This window comes from Rathayibacter sp. AY1C6 (assembly GCF_002931535.1).
Lineage (GTDB): Bacteria > Actinomycetota > Actinomycetes > Actinomycetales > Microbacteriaceae > Rathayibacter.
Genome location: NZ_PSWC01000002.1, coordinates 158000 through 174518, shown reverse-complemented (window position 1 = coordinate 174518; position 16519 = coordinate 158000). Strand labels below are relative to the sequence as shown.

Genomic DNA, 16519 nt, shown 5'->3' with positions numbered 1-16519 from the left:
TCGCAGCGAGTGCGGAGGCCCCAGACTCCGGAGGGGAGCACGCATTCCGCGCGGGCTTCCGAAGATGAACGTATAGGTCGGCCTCCCTCTCGCCATAGAGAAGTGAGCCCCCCTTGTCGGGGCCATAACCGATGAGAAAAGGACCGGGGTGAAGCCGAATATGGCGCCTTTTGACGGGTCCTCGCGAAGGAGTTCTAAGAAGTGAGCGCGCGCGACCGGCTCGGCTCACTCCTCCCGTCAGGTCCCGTGCAACGCTCGGGCCCCACCCGGCCACGTACTCGGTAGACGCCCGACCGACGAAGGATGGACCCGATGACGCGACGCACACTCGACGACCTGCTCTCCCGCAGCGACCCCGCGACCGACGACCGGGCGCCCGGCGTCCGCACCGCCCTGCACAGCGTGATCGCCGAGACCCGCGAACGCGCGCCCCGCCGTCCCGCGCGGTCGAGGGCGTGGTGGCTGGCGGCTCCCGTCCTCCTCGTCCCGGGTCTCGTGCTGGCGACCAGCGCCGGCACCGACGTCCGCTCGGTCCCCGACTTCACGATCCCGATCACCTACACCACCGACTCCGGCTCAGCGGTGTCGTGCTCGATCGACTACTTCAACGGCGAGATCGACTACCGCGAGGTCACCACCTCCGCGACCGACTACCTCCGCGCGCAGGACTGGAGCGGCGTCGGCCAGCGGATCCACGACGACGCGCTCGCCTACACGACCGATCCCGCCTGGCTGGCCTCGGACATGAACAGCGACGGCCCCGGCCTCTCGGAGGAGACGATCCGCTGGCGGGCCTGGATCACCGCCGCGGACGACCACATCCTCGACACGATCCCCGAGGGCGTGATCGTCGAGGGCGACGGCGGCCTGGGCGGCAGCACCGACTGCACGGGAGAGCTGTGATGAGCGCCGGCGAGGCGGCGCCGTCCATGGCGCGCAGCGTCGTCCGCTCCCCCGCGCGCGACCGGGAGGCCGAGATCACGGCCCTGGTCGAGCGGGAGGCGCCGGACCTGCTCCGCTACTTCGCGCGGCGGACGGCGAGCCCCGAGGACGCCGCGGACCTTCTCAGCGACACCCTCCTGATCCTCTGGCGGAAGGAGCGGTCGATCCCCGAGGACGAGACGCGCGCGCGGATGTGGGCGTTCGGCGTCGCGCGGCGGGTGCTCTCGGGCCAGCGCCGCACCGCGACCCGGAGGAGCGCGCTCGTCGAGCGGCTGGCGGAGGAGCTCCGCATCACTCCGCCCGCACCCGCCGACGACGCGGCGGAGGACGTCCGCGCCGCGATCGCGCAGCTGAAGCCCGTCGACCAGGAGATCATCACCCTCGTCTACTGGGACGGCTTCTCCCTTGCCGAGGCGGCCGAGATCCTGTCCCTCCGCGCCGCGACCGTGCGGAGCCGGCACGCGCGGGCGCGGGCGACGCTGCGGGACGCGCTGGGGGCGGCGATGTGAGGACGGGTGCGGGGCGGGCGTACCGGCAGCACCATCCGGAACCCGTGGAACCAGGTCGGCACAACGCCCCCCAACGAACGACGTTCGGCCCCGCCCCGCAGGCACCTAGTCGAGGAAGTACGCGTTCACCTTCTCGTCGGTGTCCAGGATCTCCTCCGAGGGCACCCCGACTCGGGCCGCGAGGTCGATCGCCCCGAGAAGCGCGACCTCGATGTCGGGAGAGAACGCCCGGTCGAGGATGTCGATGAAGTGCAGCATGCTCGTCTCGAGCTTCGCCAGGAGATCGGCGTAGTCGGCGGCCAGCTGTTGATCGAGTGAGCGCTGATCCTCGAGATATCCGGCGATGAGCGCTTCTTCCCGGGCGGAGAGCGAGGACGACGCGACGCTGAACATGACGGAGCCGACGGTGTTGCCGATGACGGCGCCGAGGACGGGGACCGGGATGAGCACCTGCCCGACGACCGAGGACAGCGCGCTGATGCCGGCCTGGAGGCAGAGGATCTCGGAGTTCTCGATGAACTCGATCTCGGAGATGTCGCCCGCTCGCAGCCTGCTCGCCTGGCCCGCGATCCCCAGCGCGGCGGTCGTGACCGTGTTCGCCGTGGCGGCCGACGTCGCAGTGAGATTGGTGAGTGAGTAGATCGTGAGACCGCGGACACCGCCCTTCACCGCGCCGAGACCGGAGGCGTTCGCGATGTCCTTCCAGTCGTCGGCCGAGAACTCCTTGAGCTTCGTGCCTTCGCGGCGCTTGGCGAGGACCGCGGAGACGAACGCGGTCCCACCCTCGATCCCGGCGGCGACGACGGTGACCTGAGCGCCCTGGCGCACCGTCGCCCGGTTCTCCCGAACGGCAGCCGTGCGGGCGGCCTCGTCGGTCGCCGTGATCCTTCCCTCCTCCGCCGCGAACGTGTCGGTGTACGCACCGAGCTGCACGTCGCGGTACTCCAGCCGGGAGGGCTCGAGTGCCGCGATGTCGATCGTCTCGCTCGAGAAAAACGTCTTCACCCGGTTCCAGTCGCGGAGGGACGGGCCGTCCCCGCTGCGAGAGAGGACCTTCGCCGCATCCTCGGCGGACATCGCGTGCAGCTTCTGGATGACCTCGAAGTGGTCGCTCGGGATCTGGTACCTGCCGCCGTTCCTCACGAAGTCCGGGTACCTCTCGAGGTGCTCCGTGATCGCGCCGAGGCCGAACCGCCCGCCGGCGGCGGAGAACTTCTGCTGGATCAGCAGGCCGTTCCGCATCAGATCGACGGGGCCGTTGTCGTTCACCCAGGCGTTGCCGCCGGTCTCCCCGAGCACAGCGGCACGGGCGTTGCCGATGCCGACCTCGGCGACCTCGGCGATGAATCCGTGCGCGCCCTTCACTCCACCGCGGTTCGACGAGACCACGTCGCCTATGTGCAGGAGGGCCGTATCCAGATGGTCGAGAGCCATCGAGAGGTTCTGGTCCTGCCTGCTCAGGGCGCCCATGAGGCGATCGACGCGCACCTGGTTCAGGTAGCCCACCCAGGCGGCGACGGCCTGCTCGTGAGTGCTTCTGGCGACGTCGGCGAGATCAGGCATCGTCGGCGGCCTGCTCCACACGGGCGCTCAGCAGTGCCGCACTCGCTTTCGCGACGTTCACGAGCGCGCCGAGCTGCGACTGCTGGGAGGGAGCCAGGGTCGCGAAGTCCGCCCCGAAGAACGGCAGCGCCTCGCCGTAGACCTTCAGAAGCAGCTCTCGGGTAGAGGCGGTGCGCTGGAGGAGGTCGTCGATCTGCGCGTCCATCGCCTGCACCTGCGCGATGTTCCGCATCACGGCGGTGAGCATCTCGTGCTTCGTCTCGCGATTCTCGAACTTCTTCTTCGTGAACAGGACGACCGAGGTGAGGACGGCGGCGCCTGCGAGGCTCCAGCCGACCGGGCCGGCCAGCGCGAGCAGCGCTCCTCCCGCGACGGTCCCTCCGCCACCGGCAGCGACGGCTCCGCCGCCGAGCCATGCCAGGGCGGCCTGGCTCGCAGCGGCACCGGACAGGGTCGAGATCGCGGTCCCGGTCGACGCGGTGCCGAACGTGGTGGCGACCCACATGGCGGCGGTCGGCGCGACGCTCGCGATCGCCGCTCCGGCGGTGACACCGGCGCCCGCTCCCGCCGCGGACTTCCGTGCAGCGACAAGATCAGCGCGGGCGATCTCCTCGGCGTCCAGGAACCGGGCTCTGTCGAGCTCGATCTGCTCGAAGTCCCTGCTGAAGGACTTGGGCGTGTTGGCGATGCTGTTCACCACGAGCTCGACGAGAGCGATCAGGTCGGTGGAGCGCTCGCGTTGCCGGAGGAGGGAGAGCCCGTCGTCGCTCATCGCCGTGAAGGCGCGGTTGTACTCGGCCGTGACCTCCTCGTACGACTGGAGGCTCCGCGGGCCGAACTTCTCGGCGGCTGCTTCGCGGAGATCGCCGGCCTGCTCCATCACCTGCGTCGTAGCGCTCCGCGCACGCTTGCTCAGATCGCCGGCAGCTTGTGCGACTCTCTCCTTCGCCGTGGCCAACTCCGGTCGCTCGACCATCACCCTCACCTGTTCCCCGTAGACGCCTTTTCCCGGCTCGACACTATCCAGCCGCGTATCGAGAAGTGGTCGGGAATACCGCTGCCGACGCTTCTCGGACACTCCTGCCGGATGAGTTGCTCCCGCCACTGCTCCTCCGGGTCGCGGCCCTCCGCACCCCTTCACCCGGCACCGCCGCCTGAGTAGCATCCCCCGCATGAGCAGGCTCGTCGTCTCCGTCCTCACCTCGCTCGACGGCCGCTTCGAGGGGCCCGGGCACGACCTCTCGGCGCTGCCGTTCGAGGACGCGTTCAACCACCACAACCTCGAGCTGCTGCGCCGCGCGGGGACGCTCGTCTACGGCGGCCGCTGGTTCCGCGACAACTGGGACAGCTGGAGCGCCGTCGCCGCGGACGGGACGGCGGGCGAGCGGGAGCACGAGACCGCGCGGCTGGTCACGTCGCTCGACGCGCTGGTGATCAGCGACTCCCTGGCTCCCGATCCGGCGGCGCCGTGGGCCGCCACCACGCGGATCGTGCCGCGGAAGCAGGGTCCGGCCGAGATCGAGCTGCTCAAGCAGGGCGACCGGGGCGACCTGCTGATGTTCGGCAGCGGCACCACCTGGAACCCGCTCCTCGAGCAGGGCCTGGTGGACGAGCTGATCGTCCTCGTCGGCGCCGGACTCGCGGGCGGCGGGACGCCGCTCTACTCCGGGGCGCCGCAGCACGGCCTGCGTCTCCTCGACGCGACGGTTCTGCCGGGCTCTGAGCTGGTGCGGCTCCGCTACGACGCGAGCGGGGCCGGCGGGCGCTGAGCGGGACCTGCCGACGCGCGAGAACGCCGGCGGGCCTGCGCCCTTCGAGCCGTCGAGGCGCTCGCCTCCGCCGGGGTGCGCACGACCTCGGCTGAGACAGGGCGGCCTCCCTCAGGAGCCGACCCCCCCTCCCGTCAGCTGACGTCGTGGGCGCGAGGCGCAGGGGCCGCCCCGGACAGCGAGCGGTCGCCCGGCGCTGCAGGCCTGCGGAGTGCCCCGGCGCACAGCCGGATCCCCAGAACGACGCTCGTCACGCCTCCCGCCAGCAGCCCGGCACACACCGCGGTCCAGATCGTCATGCTCGAACTCGGCACGGCGTGCAGCCCGAAGACGAGCCCCGCTCCGCTGCCGACCAGCGCGGCCGCGACCAGTGGGATCGTGAGCGCCGAACTCTTCTCGGCGCCGGTCCACGACGAGCTGCACAGGACCAGAACGGCGCCGGTCGGCCAGCCGATTCCGGGGATCAGCAGCCAGCCGAAGGCGAAGACCAGGGAGGCCGCGACCGCGAACCACCGACGGGCGAGAATCCCCCGCACATTTCCGTGCTGAACTCCGGCCTGGACCTGATCAGACATGCGTCGGAGCCTACGGAGACGGACGGGACCGCGGCACGAACTGGCGCAGGGCCCCCGCGCACCGGCACACGGCGCGGCGAGAATCGCGTCTGTGGCGCAGCGAACGCGCCACCGTACTCCGAAGCCTTGGCCGCCTGTGCACGTCATCAGTACCTTGTCACGCAATGTTCCACCCGGAACAAGAAACGGAGACATTCATGTCTGGATTCAGATCCAAGCTGATGGCGGGGATCGCCGTCCTCGCACTCGCTCTCACCGGAGCCGCGCCTGCGAGCGCGAGCACGGAAGCCGAGCACTCGGAGGTCGTCATCGCCCGCGAGTTCCTCTCGGAGTACGGCGTTCCCTCCGAGACGCAGGACGACCTGGTCGAGGCGTACCTCGCCGGCGAGGCGTGGGACTCGCTGTCGAGCGCCAACCCGACCGTGAAGGTGGTCGAGGAGAAGCGTCCTGATGGCGATTACACGATCTCCACCTATGAGGACGGATCCGTCAGTGTCGTCCGCATCGGAGGAGAAGGCGCCGACGTGAAGACGCGCGGCATCAGCGAGTGCTCCGTGAGCGGGTCCGCGCGGAACGGCTGCAAGATCGACACCTGGGTCGGACTGGTGAGCATGAGCTTCTACACCTCCTACAACCTGTCGAGCAACACGGTGACCGCCAACCCGTGGGGCCCGGCCTGGACGATCGGGGGAGCCTGTGGCTCGTCGCTCAACTACCTCGGCCGACCGCTCGCCAACCGCGCGCAGATGCTCATCAACGCGCAGATGTGCGGCGTCCCCTACAACACGACCTTCGAGTTGCGCCTGACGGTCTCCGGAGGAGCCGCGACGGTGAGCTGGAGCTGACGAGCAGAGCTCATCCGGCTCACTCCAACGCGCTGTGCGCCCGCCGCGTCCTCACGAAGCGGGCGCACAGTCGCGTCCCGAGAACAAGGCTGGTGCCACCCCCGACCAGCCACGCACCAGCCAGGACCGTCCACGTCGTCATACCGGAACTCGGCATCGCCGACAGCCAGTAGTAGAGCCCGATCGCCCCGCCGACCACCACGGCAGCGACGACGGGGATCACCAGCGCCCCCCTCTTCTCCGAGACGGTCCAGGACGAGCAGAGGAGAATCGCGACGGCGCCGAGGAGCCAGCCGAATCCGGGAATCACCAGCCAGCCGAAGGCGAAGACCAGCGAGGCGACGACGGCGAACCAGGGGCGGTCGAAGATCGACCCGCCGCCCCCAGCGAGCGATCCGCCGGCGGCCTGCGCGATCCGAGAGGGACTTCCCAGTTCAGCGATCCGCTCACGGGCGGCATCGTCGTCGAGGCCGTCCAGCTCTTCGCCGATCCCGCTCCAGATCTCACTCCGGAGGTCGGCGGGCACGCCGGACAATGCGATCCTCAGCTCCTCGAGGTAGCGCGCCGCCGCCGGCGATGTCGTCGTGCTCATGACGTTCCCCTTCCGATCGTCTCGTTCACCTGCCCGACGAAGGACGGCCACTCCGCCCTGAACCGCCCGAGCTCGACCTTCCCCACGTCGGTCAACGAGTAGTACTTCCGAGCCGGACCCTGCGTACTCGGGACGACGACTGCGGTGATCGAGCCTCGGTCCCGCAGCCGACCCAGGAGTGGGTACAGGGTGCCGATGCTCCCGATCACACCGACCTCCTGCAAGCGCGTGGACAGTTCCCACCCGTACATGGGAACGGTGTCGAGCAGCCCCAGGATGCAGAACTCGGCTACGCCCTTTCGAAGCTGTGCCCCGACTCCATCTATCATGCGTGACAGCATACGCGTATGCCCGGAGTGGCGCCATACGACCGCGACGTCGGCGCGGTCGAGCCGAGCCCCGTCTGACCTCGGCACCGAGAGCGCCGCGACACTCCCGCGCAGCCGACGATCCATCCGGTCGCCCCGACGCGGTCAGTGGCGCAGAGGTTCCGCTCCCCGGCAACGTCCGCCGTGCCGATGGCCGGCAGGGGAGGAGCCGGATCGACGACCACGTCGCCTCCCTCCCCGCGGTCGACCGCGTCTTCCTGGTCGGCGCGGGCGGATCGCTGATGGGCGTCCAGGCCGCTCAGTACCTGCTCGACACGGCCGCGATCACGCCCGCCGCCTCCTACAACTCGGACGAGTTCTTCTTCCGCGCGCCCGCCTCGGTCGGCCCCGGCGCCCTCGTCGTCGTGCTCTCGGGCACCGGCGAGACCCCCGAGACCGTGCGGGCCGGCGAGTGGGCGCAGGAGCGCGGCGCCACCGTGGTCGGAGTGACCCTCAAGCAGGAGGGACCGCTCGCGCTCGCCCTCGACGCCGCCTTCGTCGCGCAGACCGGTCAGGGCACGCAGCTCGTGCTGCAGCTGCTCGCGCTCGCGGTCCTTCGCCGCGACGGGGTGGACGTGACGGATCGGCTCGAGGCGCTGCGCGCCCTGCCGTCCGCGATGGTCGCCACGGTCGCCGCCTTCGAGCCGAGGGCCGAGGAGCTGGCCGCCGCGATGAAGGACGTCCCTGTGACCTACCTCGTCACCTCCGGGTCGCTCATGGGCCCCGGTCAGACCTTCACCACCTGCTACCTGCAGGAGATGCAGTGGATGCACGCCGCGACGATCAACACGGACGAGTTCTTCCAGGGCCCCTTCGAGGTCTTCGACGGCGAGACGCAGAGCCTCGTCTTCCTCGCCGAGGACGCGACGCGGCCGATGGGCGAGCGCGCCCGGAACTTCCTCGACCAGTACAGCGGGACGACCCACTACGTCGACTCCCGCGACCTCGAGCTGCCCGGCATCGCGGCGCCCCAGCGCGCCTTCGTCGCACCGCTCGTGTACTCGACGCTGGTCTCCCGGCTCGCCGCCCACTGGGCCGCGGTCCGGGGCTACGCGCTGGAGGGGCGCCGCTACATGTGGCAGTTCGCCTACTGAGCAGCACCGGGACCGGGAGGCGGGGGCGACTGCGGTCGCCCCCGCGCCCCGCCCTCCGCTCACCCCGCGACTGTCAGTGACACCTCGACCGCCACGTCCTCCGTCCCCTCCCCCAGTACCGTCTGCCTCACCTCGACCGCGTCGAGCCGGAGGCCGCGGTCTCCGGCGGCGTCGAAGAGCGCGACGATCGCCGGATGCAGGGTCCCCTCGGGCAGTTCCTCCCCGTCGCGGGGGCGCCAGGTGGCGACCAGCTCGGTGCGCCCCGGGAGGATCGCGGCGAGACCGGCGAGGTCGCCCTCCGCCTCCGCCGACGTCGGCCAGCAGCAGACGAGCTCCGCCGAACCCGGCTCGCCCGCGCGGAGCGCCGTCCAGAAACGTCCCGTCGGCCCGAGCCCTGCCGCGTGCACTCGGGTGGCGAGCGCGCCGAAGATCTCGTTCGCCTCGTCGTCGCCCGGCCCGTCGGCCTCGTCCAGGGCGATCGTGAGGACCTGGCCGACGTACGGCTGCGCCGGCATCGTCCGCTCGGCGACCTCGACCGGCACGGCGAGCGCCCGCAGCGCCACCTCGGCGGCCTCGAACGCCCGGTCCTCCTGCTCCCGCTCCGCGAGCACGCGCTCCCTGTGCGCCTGCAGCGCCTCCGCCGCGGTGCCGGCTCGAGTCGCCGCCGCGACCTCGGGCAGCGGCACCCCCGCGCTCCGGAGGGCGCTGATCACGACTCCGACCCGGACCTGGGCGTCGGCGTACCGGCGGTACGACGACCGCTCGTCGACCTCCGCCGGGACCAGCACGCCCTTCTCGTCGTAGTGCCGGAGCGCCTTCACGCTCAGACCCGTCACGCCTGCGTACTCCCCGATGCCCAACATGCCTCCAGCATCCCGTCTCCCCCGGCGGGAGGGTCAACGAGCGGGAGGGTCAATGGGCGGCAAGGTCGACCGTCCCGCTGGTCGACCGGCGGGACGGGTCGACCAGCGGGACGGCTAGCAGCGGAGCCGGGCGGGAGGCGACGCGACCGGCGTCGGCGGACCCGACCCCGCATCACGCCACGCGCCGGCGCCTCAGCCCGCGCGCCTCACCGCGAGCTCACCAGCCCTCAGGCCCCGCGCTCCCTGCCTCGTACTCGTCCAGCGGAGCGTCGCCCGCGGCCCAGGCGGAGAGCACCGGAGTGATGATGCGCCAGCACTGCTCGGCCACGTCGCCCGGGACCGAGAGCAGGGTGTCGCCCTGCAGGATCCCGGCGAGGACCTGCGCGTAGGGGTCGAGCGTGGCCGCGCCGGGCTGCGCCGTCAGGGTGGTGCGCTCGAGATCGGTCAGCTCGTCGGCGCTGTTCACGACCAAGTCGAGGCTGACGTCGCCGCCCTTGAGGCCGATCCGGAGGACCGTCCCGGCGTCGCCCTCGGCCGCCTGCAGGCCGCGCGGGGGCGTGGCGGCGCGGAAGTGGATCGCCACCTCCCGGCGAGGGTCGCCGATCGCCTTGCCGGAGCGGAGGACGAAGGGGACGCCCGCCCAGCGCGGGGTGTCGACCTGGAGCAGCAGCTGCGCGAGGGTCTCGGTGCCGGTCTCGGGGTCGACGTCGGGCTCGTCGACGTAGGAGGGGAAGAAGCGGCCGTCGACGCGGCCCTCGGTGTAGCGGGCGCGGCGGGCGGAGGAGGGGTCGTCGCGCCAGAGCCGCACGGCGCCGAGCACCTCGGCCATGCGCGCGTGGACCTCGTCGGGCGCGACCTCGTCGGGGCGCTCCATCGTGGTCAGCGCGAGCACCATCAGGAGGTGGCTCTGCAGCATGTCGCGCAGCGCACCGGTCTTCTCGTAGAAGGCCGCGCGGCCCTCGATGCCGAGCGTCTCGTCGTAGACGATCTCGACCTTCTCGATCCACTCGGCGCTCCAGCTCGCCTCGAGCAGGCTGTTGCCGAAGCGCAGGCCCAGCATCCCCAGCACGGTCGCGTTGCCGAGGAAGTGGTCGATGCGCCAGAGGCGGCTCTCGGGGAGGACCTTCGCGAACGCCGCGTTGAGGGCGATCGCGTCGTCGAGGTCCTCGCCGAACGGCTTCTCGATGGCGACGACCAGCTCCTCGGGCAGGTCGAGCTCGGCGAGCGAGGCGGCGACCTTGTGCCCCATCGCCGGCGGCAGGGCGACGTAGAGCACCGGAGTCGACGGGCAGGCGTCGAGGAGGGCCTTCAGCTGCTCCGGGTCGGAGGCGTCGGTGGCGACGAAGCGCGCGCGTGACGCGAGCGCCTCGACCGTGTGCGCGGCGACTCCGGCCGCCTCGAGGCTGCGACGGACGAGGCCCTGCCACTCCTCGTCGGTCTGGGGCGTGCGCGCCGCCCCGATCAGCGTGAGCTCGAGGTCGCGCGCGAGCTCGGCCACCCGGCCCAGGCCCGGCAGCAGCAGCCGCTCGGTGAGGTCGCCGCCCGCTCCGAGGATCGCGATGCTCCGCTGCTCGCTCCCCAGCGCCGCGGCCTCGGGGATTCCGATCTGCTCCGTCATGGTGTCTCCCTCGTAGCCGTCGTGAGTCAGCGGCCACAGTACGCGCCGGGCCCTGGCGCGAGGCCGGGAGCCGGGAGGGGTTGAGGAAGCGGGCGCGGAGTGGCAGGGCTGCGCGGTCGGGAGCGAGAGAGCTGGACAACCTCCGCTGAGACGCGGCCTGCCGTGTCGGGGCAGGGACCCCCCTTCTCAGCCGACGTCGGGCCGCGACCCACGACGCCCGGCCCGCCGCAGCCGTCCCGCACAGCACGTCATCCCTCTCAGGTGCCGTCCGGCGGTACCCTGCCCGCATGCGCCTGCGCCAGGTCGTCCTCGACACGGAGGACGCCCGCGCCCTCTCCGCCTTCTACCTCGCCCTGCTCGGCGGCGAGTACCGCCCCGGCGACGAGCCGCCCGCGGACGGCTCGGACGACGAGGCGGAGTGGGTCGCGATCGTCACCGCCGACGGCGCGAAGCTCACATTCCAGCGGGTGGCCGCCCTGCCGCGCGCGACCTGGCCGGAGGGGCCCGTCCCGCAGCAGCTGCACCTCGACTTCATGGTCGCGGACGCCGACGAGCTCGACCGGCAGAAGACCCGGGCGCTCGCCCTCGGCGCCGAGCTGATCGAGGACAGGAGCGACGACCCGGAGGAGGCGCTCCACGTCCTCGCCGATCCGGCCGGCCACCCGTTCTGCGTCTTCGTCGCGCCCGACTACCCGGCGGAGTAGGGGCGCGCGGCTTCAGCGAGTCACACGCATCGGATCACATGCCCGTGATCGTGACCGTCGTCGCCGCCGCGATCACCGCGGCTCCCGTGACGCTCGCGGCGGTTCCCGCGAGGACGGCGGCGGCCGCCGGCCCTGCCCAGTGCTGCGCCGCGAGCGACCGGATCGCCTGCCGGTCCGGGATGCCGGGCCTCGGCGAGAGCGCTCCGGCCGCGTCGAGCAGGCCGATGAGCGCCGCGTCCGACGGCAGGGGCGCCGTCCGAGCCGCGAGGACCTCGGCGACCCGGATCCGCAGCCGCTCGTCCTCCGCCGGCTCCACGGCGGCGACCCGCTCAAGGAGGGCGGCATGCAGCTCCCTCCGCGTGAGGCGGGCGATCCACCAGGAGGCGCTGCGCGGTGCTCGCTCCGCTTCGATCCACCCGAGGGCCCCGTCGAGCACGGCGTCCCCGAGCGCGGACCGCTCCGGCCCGAGGGCGACGACTCCGGCGTCCACCTCGACGCGCCGCTGGAGGGAGAGCTCCGCGAGGACGGAAGCGGCCAGGACGGTGTCGAGAGCGCCCGACGAAGCCGCGGGCCGCCCGTCGCTCCGCCGCAGCAGGAGGAGGAGAGCGACGGGGAGGGGCGGCTGCCCGGCTCCGGGGCGCGCAACGGCCGGCGGGGTGGTGGGAGAGGGCTGTTCCGTGGAGTTCCGTGTCGAGTCGTCCATCCCTCGAGCCTGGCGCCCGACCCGTCGAGACCGCATCCGCCGGGCGACGGGTCCTCCGTCGTCCGACCGATCGACCGGCCGGACCCGCCCGAGAGCCGAGGTCGCGCCCCGAAGCGGACCGCTCCTCCGCCACATCGGGCGTCAGACCACCCCCGCCGCCGTCCCCGACACGATCAGGTCGGCGCGGTCGCGAGTGGCCTCGATCAGCAGCGCGTTCCGCCCGTCGACCTCGGAGGCCCAGGCGGAGGCCGCCTCGGGGGCGCGGCCGAAGGAGACGTGGCGGTCGACCAGGCGCTCGAAGCGCTCGGTCTCGGGAGTCGCGCAGAACCAGGCCTCGTCGAACTCGGCGCGCAGCAGCGCCCACGGGCCCTCGTCGACGAGGAGGTAGTTGCCCTCCAGCACGACGAGCGAGGCGGAGGGGCGCACGGCCAGCGCGCCGGCCACTCCCTCGTCGACGGTGCGCTCGAAGGTGGGCGCGTAGACGACGTGGTCGGTCTCGGCGCGCAGCCTCCGTACCAGGGCGAGGAAGCCCCAGCCGTCGAACGTGTCGAGGGCGCCCTTGCGGTCGTGGCGGCCGAGCTCGTCGAGCGTGGCGTTGGCGAGGTGGAAGCCGTCCATCGGCACGAAGGCAGCGGTCCCCTCCCCCGCGAGCTCGTTCGCGCGGGCGACCACGGCCCGGGCGAGCGTGGTCTTGCCTGCCCCGGGGCTGCCGGCGATCGCGACGATCGCGCGGCGGCCCGGCGAGGTCAGCGCGAGCGCGCGCCCGGTCAGCTCGTCGAGGCCCGGCCGCGCCGCGTCGGGCGCGACCTCGGTCTCAGGCCTCGCCACGGCTGCTCTCCAGCGCGTTCACCAGGAAGCCGTGGGCGTGGCGGGCGAGCGCGGGGCCGTCGTTCCAGAAGTTCCGCCACACGGCGAGGTCGTTCGAGAGGGTCGGCGAGACGACGGCCGACGAGAACGACTCGAAGGTGATGGGTCCGCGGTAGTCGATCGCGGCGAGGGCGTGGAAGAACGTCGTGAAGTCGAGGTGGCCGCTGCCGAGGTAGCCGCGGTGGTTCTCGCCGATGTGGACATACCCGAGACGATCCCCGACGAGCAGCACCGGGCGGAAGAAGTCGTCCTCCTCGATGTTCATATGGTACGTGTCCAGGTGGATCAAGACGTTGTCGGCGCCGATGTCGTCGGCGAGGCGCAGGGCGTCCGCGGCGGTGTTGATGACGTTGGTCTCGTAGCGGTTGCAGATCTCGAGGCCGAGGGTCATGCCCTTCGTCGCGGCCTCCGCGGCGAGGTCGGTCAGCACCGAGACGACGTTCGCGCGGCCCGCGGCCGAGAGGGGCGCGCTGTACTTCCCGAGCGCGCTGTAGAGGGCGCCGGTGAAGTGGGTGCCGCCGAGCGCGTGGGTGGTCTCGAGGGAGTCGGCGAGCAGCTTCGCGCCGCGGGCCACCACCTCCGGGTCGTCGCTGGAGACGTCGGCCGAGAAGGCGAGGCCGCGCGAGCAGACGATGCCGAGGTCGTTCGCCTCGAGTGCGGCGCGGGCGGAGGCGGTGTCGAGGTTCTGCACGTCGTGCAGCGAGAGCTCCAGCAGGTCGAATCCGGCCGCCTTGGTCTGCTCGATCGTCGCGGTCACTTCGTCGGGGGTGGTGCCGCCGGCGAAGACGAGGGCGTGCACTCCGAGAGAGTTCGTGGTCATGGTTGTGCTCCTTGGTTCGAGAGGTTCAGGGGCGGCGTCGGGCCGCGGGGTCGGTGTCGAGCAGGTCCGCGAGGAACGCGTGGCCGGAGGTCGCGAGGGCGACGGGGTCGTGCCAGAGCTCGCGCCAGAGGCCCATGCCCTCGGCCGAGGCCGGGGGCTGGACGGCGGGCGAGAAGCTCTCGAGGGTCAGCGGTCCGCGGTAGCCGGAGTCGGCGAGCGCCGCCGCGAGCCCGGTCCAGTCGGTGCTCCCGGTGCCCAGCTCTCCGCGGTGGTTCTCGGAGGCGTGGAGGTAGCCGAGCAGGTCGCCGGCGTCGCGGACGGCGCTCGCGAGGTCGACCTCCTCGAGGTGGGCGTGGAACGTGTCGAGATGCAGGAGCACGTTCGGCGCGTCGAGCTCGCGGAGGAACGCGGCGGTCTGGGCGGCCGTGTTCAGCAGGTTGCTCTCGTAGCGGTTCACGTACTCCGCTCCGACGACGACGCCGGCGGGAGCGGCGGCCGCGGCGACCCTCCGCAGCACGTCGAGCGAGCGCGAGCGGGCAGCCATGTCGGCCGCGTGCTCGTACTTGCGCATGGCCGAGTAGGTGACTCCGCCGACGTACCGCGCGCCGATCGCCTCGGCGAACCGCACGGCCGCCAGGAGCCGCTCCTCGCCGCGGCCGGCCGTGGCCTGGTCCGTGATGTCGGAGTCGGCGTCCAGCGCGAGCGAGACGACCGCGTCGATCCCGTGCTCGTCGAGCAGGTCGGCGGTCCACGCGGAGGCGTCGGGGTCGGCGGGAGCCGGGATCTCGATCAGGTCGAAGCCGATCGAGGCGGCGGCGCCGATCGCGCGGCGCCCCGACTCCGGCGTCCAGTCGCCGACGAGCAGGCCCGCGTGGACCCCGATCGGCGACGAGCGCTCCGTGCTCCCGCGGTGCAGGAACTCGGGGTGCATCAGGCGGCCTTCGCGCCCGTGATCAGCGAGACGAGCTCGTCGCCGCTGGTCTCGGCGGTGCGGCGGCAGGCGACGGCGAGGCCCGCGCGCATCACCCACACCTGGTCGCTCAGGCGCATCACCTGGTCGAAGTTGTGGCTGATCAGCAGCACGGCCACTCCGGCGTCGCGCAGCTTGAGGATGATCTTCTCGACGCGCGCCGTCTCCTGGACGCCGAGCGCCGCGGTCGGCTCGTCCATGATCACGATCTTGCTGCCCCAGCCCGCGGCCCGGGCGATCGCGACCGCCTGGCGCTGGCCGCCCGAGAGGCGGCGGACCTTGCTGGTGACCGGCGGGACGTTCACGGCGAGGTCGCCGAGCAGCTCCTGGGCAGTCTTCTTCATCTGCGTGCGGTCGAGGAACCGCACCCCGGGCACGCCCTTGGTGAGCTCGCGGCCGAGGAAGAAGTTCTGCCACACGGTCAGGTCCTCGACCAGGGCGAGGGTCTGGTGCACCGTCTCGATGCCGCCGTCCCGCGCGCCGAGCGGAGTGGTGAAGTGCACCACGTCGCCGTCGAGGGTGATGGTGCCGGAGTCGGCGGGGTGCACCCCGGAGAGGCAGCGGACGAGGGTGGACTTGCCCGCGCCGTTGTCGCCGATCAGGGCGGTGATCTCGCCGCGGCGCATCGACATCGACGCTCCCTTGAGAGCGTGGACGCCGCCGAAGGACTTCTTGATGTCCCGCGCTTCGAGCAGGATGTCGCTGGTCATGGCTGGGCTCACTTCTTCTGGTAGCGGGTGATGAGGGCGGCGAGCACGACCACCAGGCCGACGGCGAGGGGCTGGTAGAACTGCGAGACGCCGAGCAGGGTCAGGCCGTTGGTCAGCGCGGTCAGGAGGAACGCTCCGATGATCGGGCCGACGATCTTGGCCTTGCCGCCGGTGAGGCTCACTCCGCCGAGCACGACGGCCGCGATGGAGTTGAGCAGGTACTGCGTGTTGATGGCCGGCTCCGCGGCGCCGACGCGGGCGACGAGGAGGAGCGAGCCGACTCCGGCGAGGACGGCGGCGATGATGTACACCGCGATGCGCACGCGTCCGGCCTTGATGCCGTTGGCGACCGCGCTCTCCTCGTTGCCGCCGACCGCCTGCACGTGCAGGCCGAAGCGGGTGCGGAACATGACGACCCAGGCGAGGACTCCGATGACCGCGGCCAGGATGATCGGGTAGCCGATGATCCCGATCGAGCCGGTGGTGAGGCGGAGCAGCTCGGGGCTGCCGACCGTGATCGGCTTGCCGTCGGAGACGATCAGCGCGAGACCGGTCGCCACCGAGAGCGTGCCCAGTGTCGCGATGAAGTCGGTGACCTTGCCCTTCGCGATCAGGAAGCCGTTGATCACTCCGATCAGCCCCGCGAAGAGCAGGGCCGCGAGCGCCGAGAGCCAGAAGCCCCAGCCGGCGCTCCAGCCGATGCCGAAGCCGACCGCTCCGACGGTCATCGTCGCCGAGATCGAGAGGTCGATGCCGCCGGTGGTGATGACGAAGGACTGGCCGATCGAGAGGATGACCAGGATCGCGGCGGCGACGAGCATCGCCTTGATGTTGCCGAGGCTGAGGAACGTCGGCGTCGCGATCGAGAACACGATCACCAGGGCGACGAGCCCGATCGGTGCGGCGTTCTCGGCCCAGAAGCTGAGCTGACGGAGGTTCGCCAGCAGCGGGGAGGCGCTGGCCGGGGGTCGGGCGGTGACTGAGGTCATGGTCGCTTCCTGGGTTGC

General features: G+C 71.8%; 19 protein-coding genes. 6 read left to right on the top strand and 13 right to left on the bottom strand.

From position 1 onward, the window contains the following. The first annotated feature begins 312 nt into the window (after window positions 1-312). Window positions 313-903: a hypothetical protein gene (locus C5D36_RS02445; protein ID WP_104295105.1), complete on the top strand. Its 591-nt coding sequence runs from the start codon at window positions 313-315 to the stop codon at window positions 901-903. Between the two features lie 26 nt (window positions 904-929). Then, the gene (locus C5D36_RS02440) at window positions 930-1451 is read left to right on the top strand and encodes an RNA polymerase sigma factor (RefSeq protein WP_104233024.1); all 522 of its coding nucleotides are present in this window, start codon (window positions 930-932) and stop codon (window positions 1449-1451) included. 105 nt (window positions 1452-1556) lie between these two features. Here the strand turns inward: C5D36_RS02440 and C5D36_RS02435 are convergent, their stop codons facing one another. After that, window positions 1557-3014 carry a hypothetical protein gene (locus tag C5D36_RS02435; protein WP_104295104.1) on the bottom strand — a complete coding sequence of 486 codons (1458 nt, stop codon included), beginning with the start codon at window positions 3012-3014 and terminating at the stop codon, window positions 1557-1559. Then, window positions 3007-3894, bottom strand: coding sequence for a hypothetical protein (locus tag C5D36_RS02430; RefSeq protein WP_219812565.1), 888 nt, complete (start codon window positions 3892-3894; stop codon window positions 3007-3009). The genes C5D36_RS02435 and C5D36_RS02430 overlap by 8 nt, the downstream gene beginning before the upstream one ends. A gap of 292 nt (window positions 3895-4186) precedes the next feature. On the opposite strand from C5D36_RS02430, the gene C5D36_RS02425 reads away from it, so the two are divergent. Then, on the top strand, window positions 4187-4783 hold the full coding sequence (locus C5D36_RS02425; protein WP_104295102.1) for a dihydrofolate reductase family protein: 597 nt from the start codon (window positions 4187-4189) through the stop codon (window positions 4781-4783). Between the two features lie 134 nt (window positions 4784-4917). On the opposite strand, the gene C5D36_RS02420 is transcribed toward C5D36_RS02425, so the two are convergent. Next, window positions 4918-5358, bottom strand: a complete 441-nt coding sequence (locus C5D36_RS02420; protein WP_146083681.1) for a hypothetical protein — start codon at window positions 5356-5358, stop codon at window positions 4918-4920. Between the two features lie 197 nt (window positions 5359-5555). Between C5D36_RS02420 and C5D36_RS02415 the strand changes: the two genes are divergently transcribed. Beyond that, on the top strand, window positions 5556-6203 hold the full coding sequence (locus C5D36_RS02415) for a hypothetical protein (RefSeq protein ID WP_146076483.1): 648 nt from the start codon (window positions 5556-5558) through the stop codon (window positions 6201-6203). Window positions 6204-6222: 19 nt separating this feature from the next. Here the strand turns inward: C5D36_RS02415 and C5D36_RS02410 are convergent, their stop codons facing one another. Next, complete coding sequence (locus C5D36_RS02410; RefSeq protein ID WP_104257774.1) at window positions 6223-6795, bottom strand: hypothetical protein; 573 nt, start codon at window positions 6793-6795, stop codon at window positions 6223-6225. Further along, window positions 6792-7124 carry a PadR family transcriptional regulator gene (locus C5D36_RS02405; protein ID WP_104223999.1) on the bottom strand — a complete coding sequence of 111 codons (333 nt, stop codon included), beginning with the start codon at window positions 7122-7124 and terminating at the stop codon, window positions 6792-6794. Before C5D36_RS02405 ends, C5D36_RS02410 begins: the two co-directional genes overlap by 4 nt. Here C5D36_RS02405 and C5D36_RS02400 point away from each other — a divergent pair. Next, window positions 7103-8257, top strand: a complete 1155-nt coding sequence (locus C5D36_RS02400) for an SIS domain-containing protein (protein WP_308471291.1) — start codon at window positions 7103-7105, stop codon at window positions 8255-8257. The genes C5D36_RS02405 and C5D36_RS02400 overlap by 22 nt on opposite strands. A 59-nt stretch (window positions 8258-8316) precedes the next feature. On the opposite strand, the gene C5D36_RS02395 is transcribed toward C5D36_RS02400, so the two are convergent. Continuing rightward, the gene (locus tag C5D36_RS02395; RefSeq protein WP_104295100.1) at window positions 8317-9120 is read right to left on the bottom strand and encodes a MerR family transcriptional regulator; all 804 of its coding nucleotides are present in this window, start codon (window positions 9118-9120) and stop codon (window positions 8317-8319) included. A gap of 217 nt (window positions 9121-9337) precedes the next feature. After that, a complete protein-coding gene (locus tag C5D36_RS02390; protein ID WP_104291930.1) occupies window positions 9338-10738 on the bottom strand; it encodes a glucose-6-phosphate dehydrogenase in 1401 nt (466 codons plus the stop codon). A 287-nt stretch (window positions 10739-11025) separates the two neighbouring features. Here C5D36_RS02390 and C5D36_RS02385 point away from each other — a divergent pair, with 287 nt between their 5' ends. Further along, on the top strand, window positions 11026-11442 hold the full coding sequence (locus C5D36_RS02385; RefSeq protein WP_104262559.1) for a VOC family protein: 417 nt from the start codon (window positions 11026-11028) through the stop codon (window positions 11440-11442). 34 nt (window positions 11443-11476) lie between these two features. On the opposite strand, the gene C5D36_RS02380 is transcribed toward C5D36_RS02385, so the two are convergent. The 6 genes from C5D36_RS02380 to C5D36_RS02355 form a co-directional block, all read right to left on the bottom strand. Then, window positions 11477-12145 (bottom strand): GPP34 family phosphoprotein, encoded by a 669-nt coding sequence (locus C5D36_RS02380; RefSeq protein WP_181072734.1) that lies wholly within the window; start codon window positions 12143-12145, stop codon window positions 11477-11479. 141 nt (window positions 12146-12286) lie between these two features. Further along, the gene (locus tag C5D36_RS02375; RefSeq protein WP_104266546.1) at window positions 12287-12973 is read right to left on the bottom strand and encodes a nucleoside/nucleotide kinase family protein; all 687 of its coding nucleotides are present in this window, start codon (window positions 12971-12973) and stop codon (window positions 12287-12289) included. After that, complete coding sequence (locus C5D36_RS02370) at window positions 12960-13832, bottom strand: sugar phosphate isomerase/epimerase (RefSeq protein ID WP_104295098.1); 873 nt, start codon at window positions 13830-13832, stop codon at window positions 12960-12962. The genes C5D36_RS02375 and C5D36_RS02370 overlap by 14 nt, the downstream gene beginning before the upstream one ends. Before the next feature lie 25 nt (window positions 13833-13857). Then, a complete protein-coding gene (locus C5D36_RS02365) occupies window positions 13858-14763 on the bottom strand; it encodes a sugar phosphate isomerase/epimerase (RefSeq protein WP_104295097.1) in 906 nt (301 codons plus the stop codon). Continuing rightward, a complete protein-coding gene (locus tag C5D36_RS02360; RefSeq protein ID WP_104295096.1) occupies window positions 14763-15512 on the bottom strand; it encodes an ATP-binding cassette domain-containing protein in 750 nt (249 codons plus the stop codon). The genes C5D36_RS02365 and C5D36_RS02360 overlap by 1 nt, the downstream gene beginning before the upstream one ends. 8 nt (window positions 15513-15520) lie before the next feature. Further along, window positions 15521-16501 carry an ABC transporter permease gene (locus C5D36_RS02355; RefSeq protein ID WP_104237738.1) on the bottom strand — a complete coding sequence of 327 codons (981 nt, stop codon included), beginning with the start codon at window positions 16499-16501 and terminating at the stop codon, window positions 15521-15523. Window positions 16502-16519 lie beyond the last annotated feature (18 nt).

Excerpts from the sequence above, each read along its gene's own strand:
- C5D36_RS02445 (WP_104295105.1), top strand. The coding sequence starts at position 313 with ATGACGCGACGCACACTCGACGACCTGCTCTCCCGCAGCGACCCCGCG.
- C5D36_RS02440 (WP_104233024.1), top strand. The coding sequence starts at position 930 with ATGGCGCGCAGCGTCGTCCGCTCCCCCGCGCGCGACCGGGAGGCCGAG.
- C5D36_RS02435 (WP_104295104.1), bottom strand. The coding sequence starts at position 3,014 with ATGCCTGATCTCGCCGACGTCGCCAGAAGCACTCACGAGCAGGCCGTC.
- C5D36_RS02430 (WP_219812565.1), bottom strand. The coding sequence starts at position 3,894 with ATGGAGCAGGCCGGCGATCTCCGCGAAGCAGCCGCCGAGAAGTTCGGC.
- C5D36_RS02425 (WP_104295102.1), top strand. The coding sequence starts at position 4,187 with ATGAGCAGGCTCGTCGTCTCCGTCCTCACCTCGCTCGACGGCCGCTTC.
- C5D36_RS02420 (WP_146083681.1), bottom strand. The coding sequence starts at position 5,358 with ATGTCTGATCAGGTCCAGGCCGGAGTTCAGCACGGAAATGTGCGGGGG.
- C5D36_RS02415 (WP_146076483.1), top strand. The coding sequence starts at position 5,556 with ATGTCTGGATTCAGATCCAAGCTGATGGCGGGGATCGCCGTCCTCGCA.
- C5D36_RS02410 (WP_104257774.1), bottom strand. The coding sequence starts at position 6,795 with ATGAGCACGACGACATCGCCGGCGGCGGCGCGCTACCTCGAGGAGCTG.
- C5D36_RS02405 (WP_104223999.1), bottom strand. The coding sequence starts at position 7,124 with ATGATAGATGGAGTCGGGGCACAGCTTCGAAAGGGCGTAGCCGAGTTC.
- C5D36_RS02395 (WP_104295100.1), bottom strand. The coding sequence starts at position 9,120 with ATGTTGGGCATCGGGGAGTACGCAGGCGTGACGGGTCTGAGCGTGAAG.
- C5D36_RS02390 (WP_104291930.1), bottom strand. The coding sequence starts at position 10,738 with ATGACGGAGCAGATCGGAATCCCCGAGGCCGCGGCGCTGGGGAGCGAG.
- C5D36_RS02385 (WP_104262559.1), top strand. The coding sequence starts at position 11,026 with ATGCGCCTGCGCCAGGTCGTCCTCGACACGGAGGACGCCCGCGCCCTC.
- C5D36_RS02380 (WP_181072734.1), bottom strand. The coding sequence starts at position 12,145 with ATGGACGACTCGACACGGAACTCCACGGAACAGCCCTCTCCCACCACC.
- C5D36_RS02370 (WP_104295098.1), bottom strand. The coding sequence starts at position 13,832 with ATGACCACGAACTCTCTCGGAGTGCACGCCCTCGTCTTCGCCGGCGGC.
- C5D36_RS02365 (WP_104295097.1), bottom strand. The coding sequence starts at position 14,763 with ATGCACCCCGAGTTCCTGCACCGCGGGAGCACGGAGCGCTCGTCGCCG.
- C5D36_RS02360 (WP_104295096.1), bottom strand. The coding sequence starts at position 15,512 with ATGACCAGCGACATCCTGCTCGAAGCGCGGGACATCAAGAAGTCCTTC.
- C5D36_RS02355 (WP_104237738.1), bottom strand. The coding sequence starts at position 16,501 with ATGACCTCAGTCACCGCCCGACCCCCGGCCAGCGCCTCCCCGCTGCTG.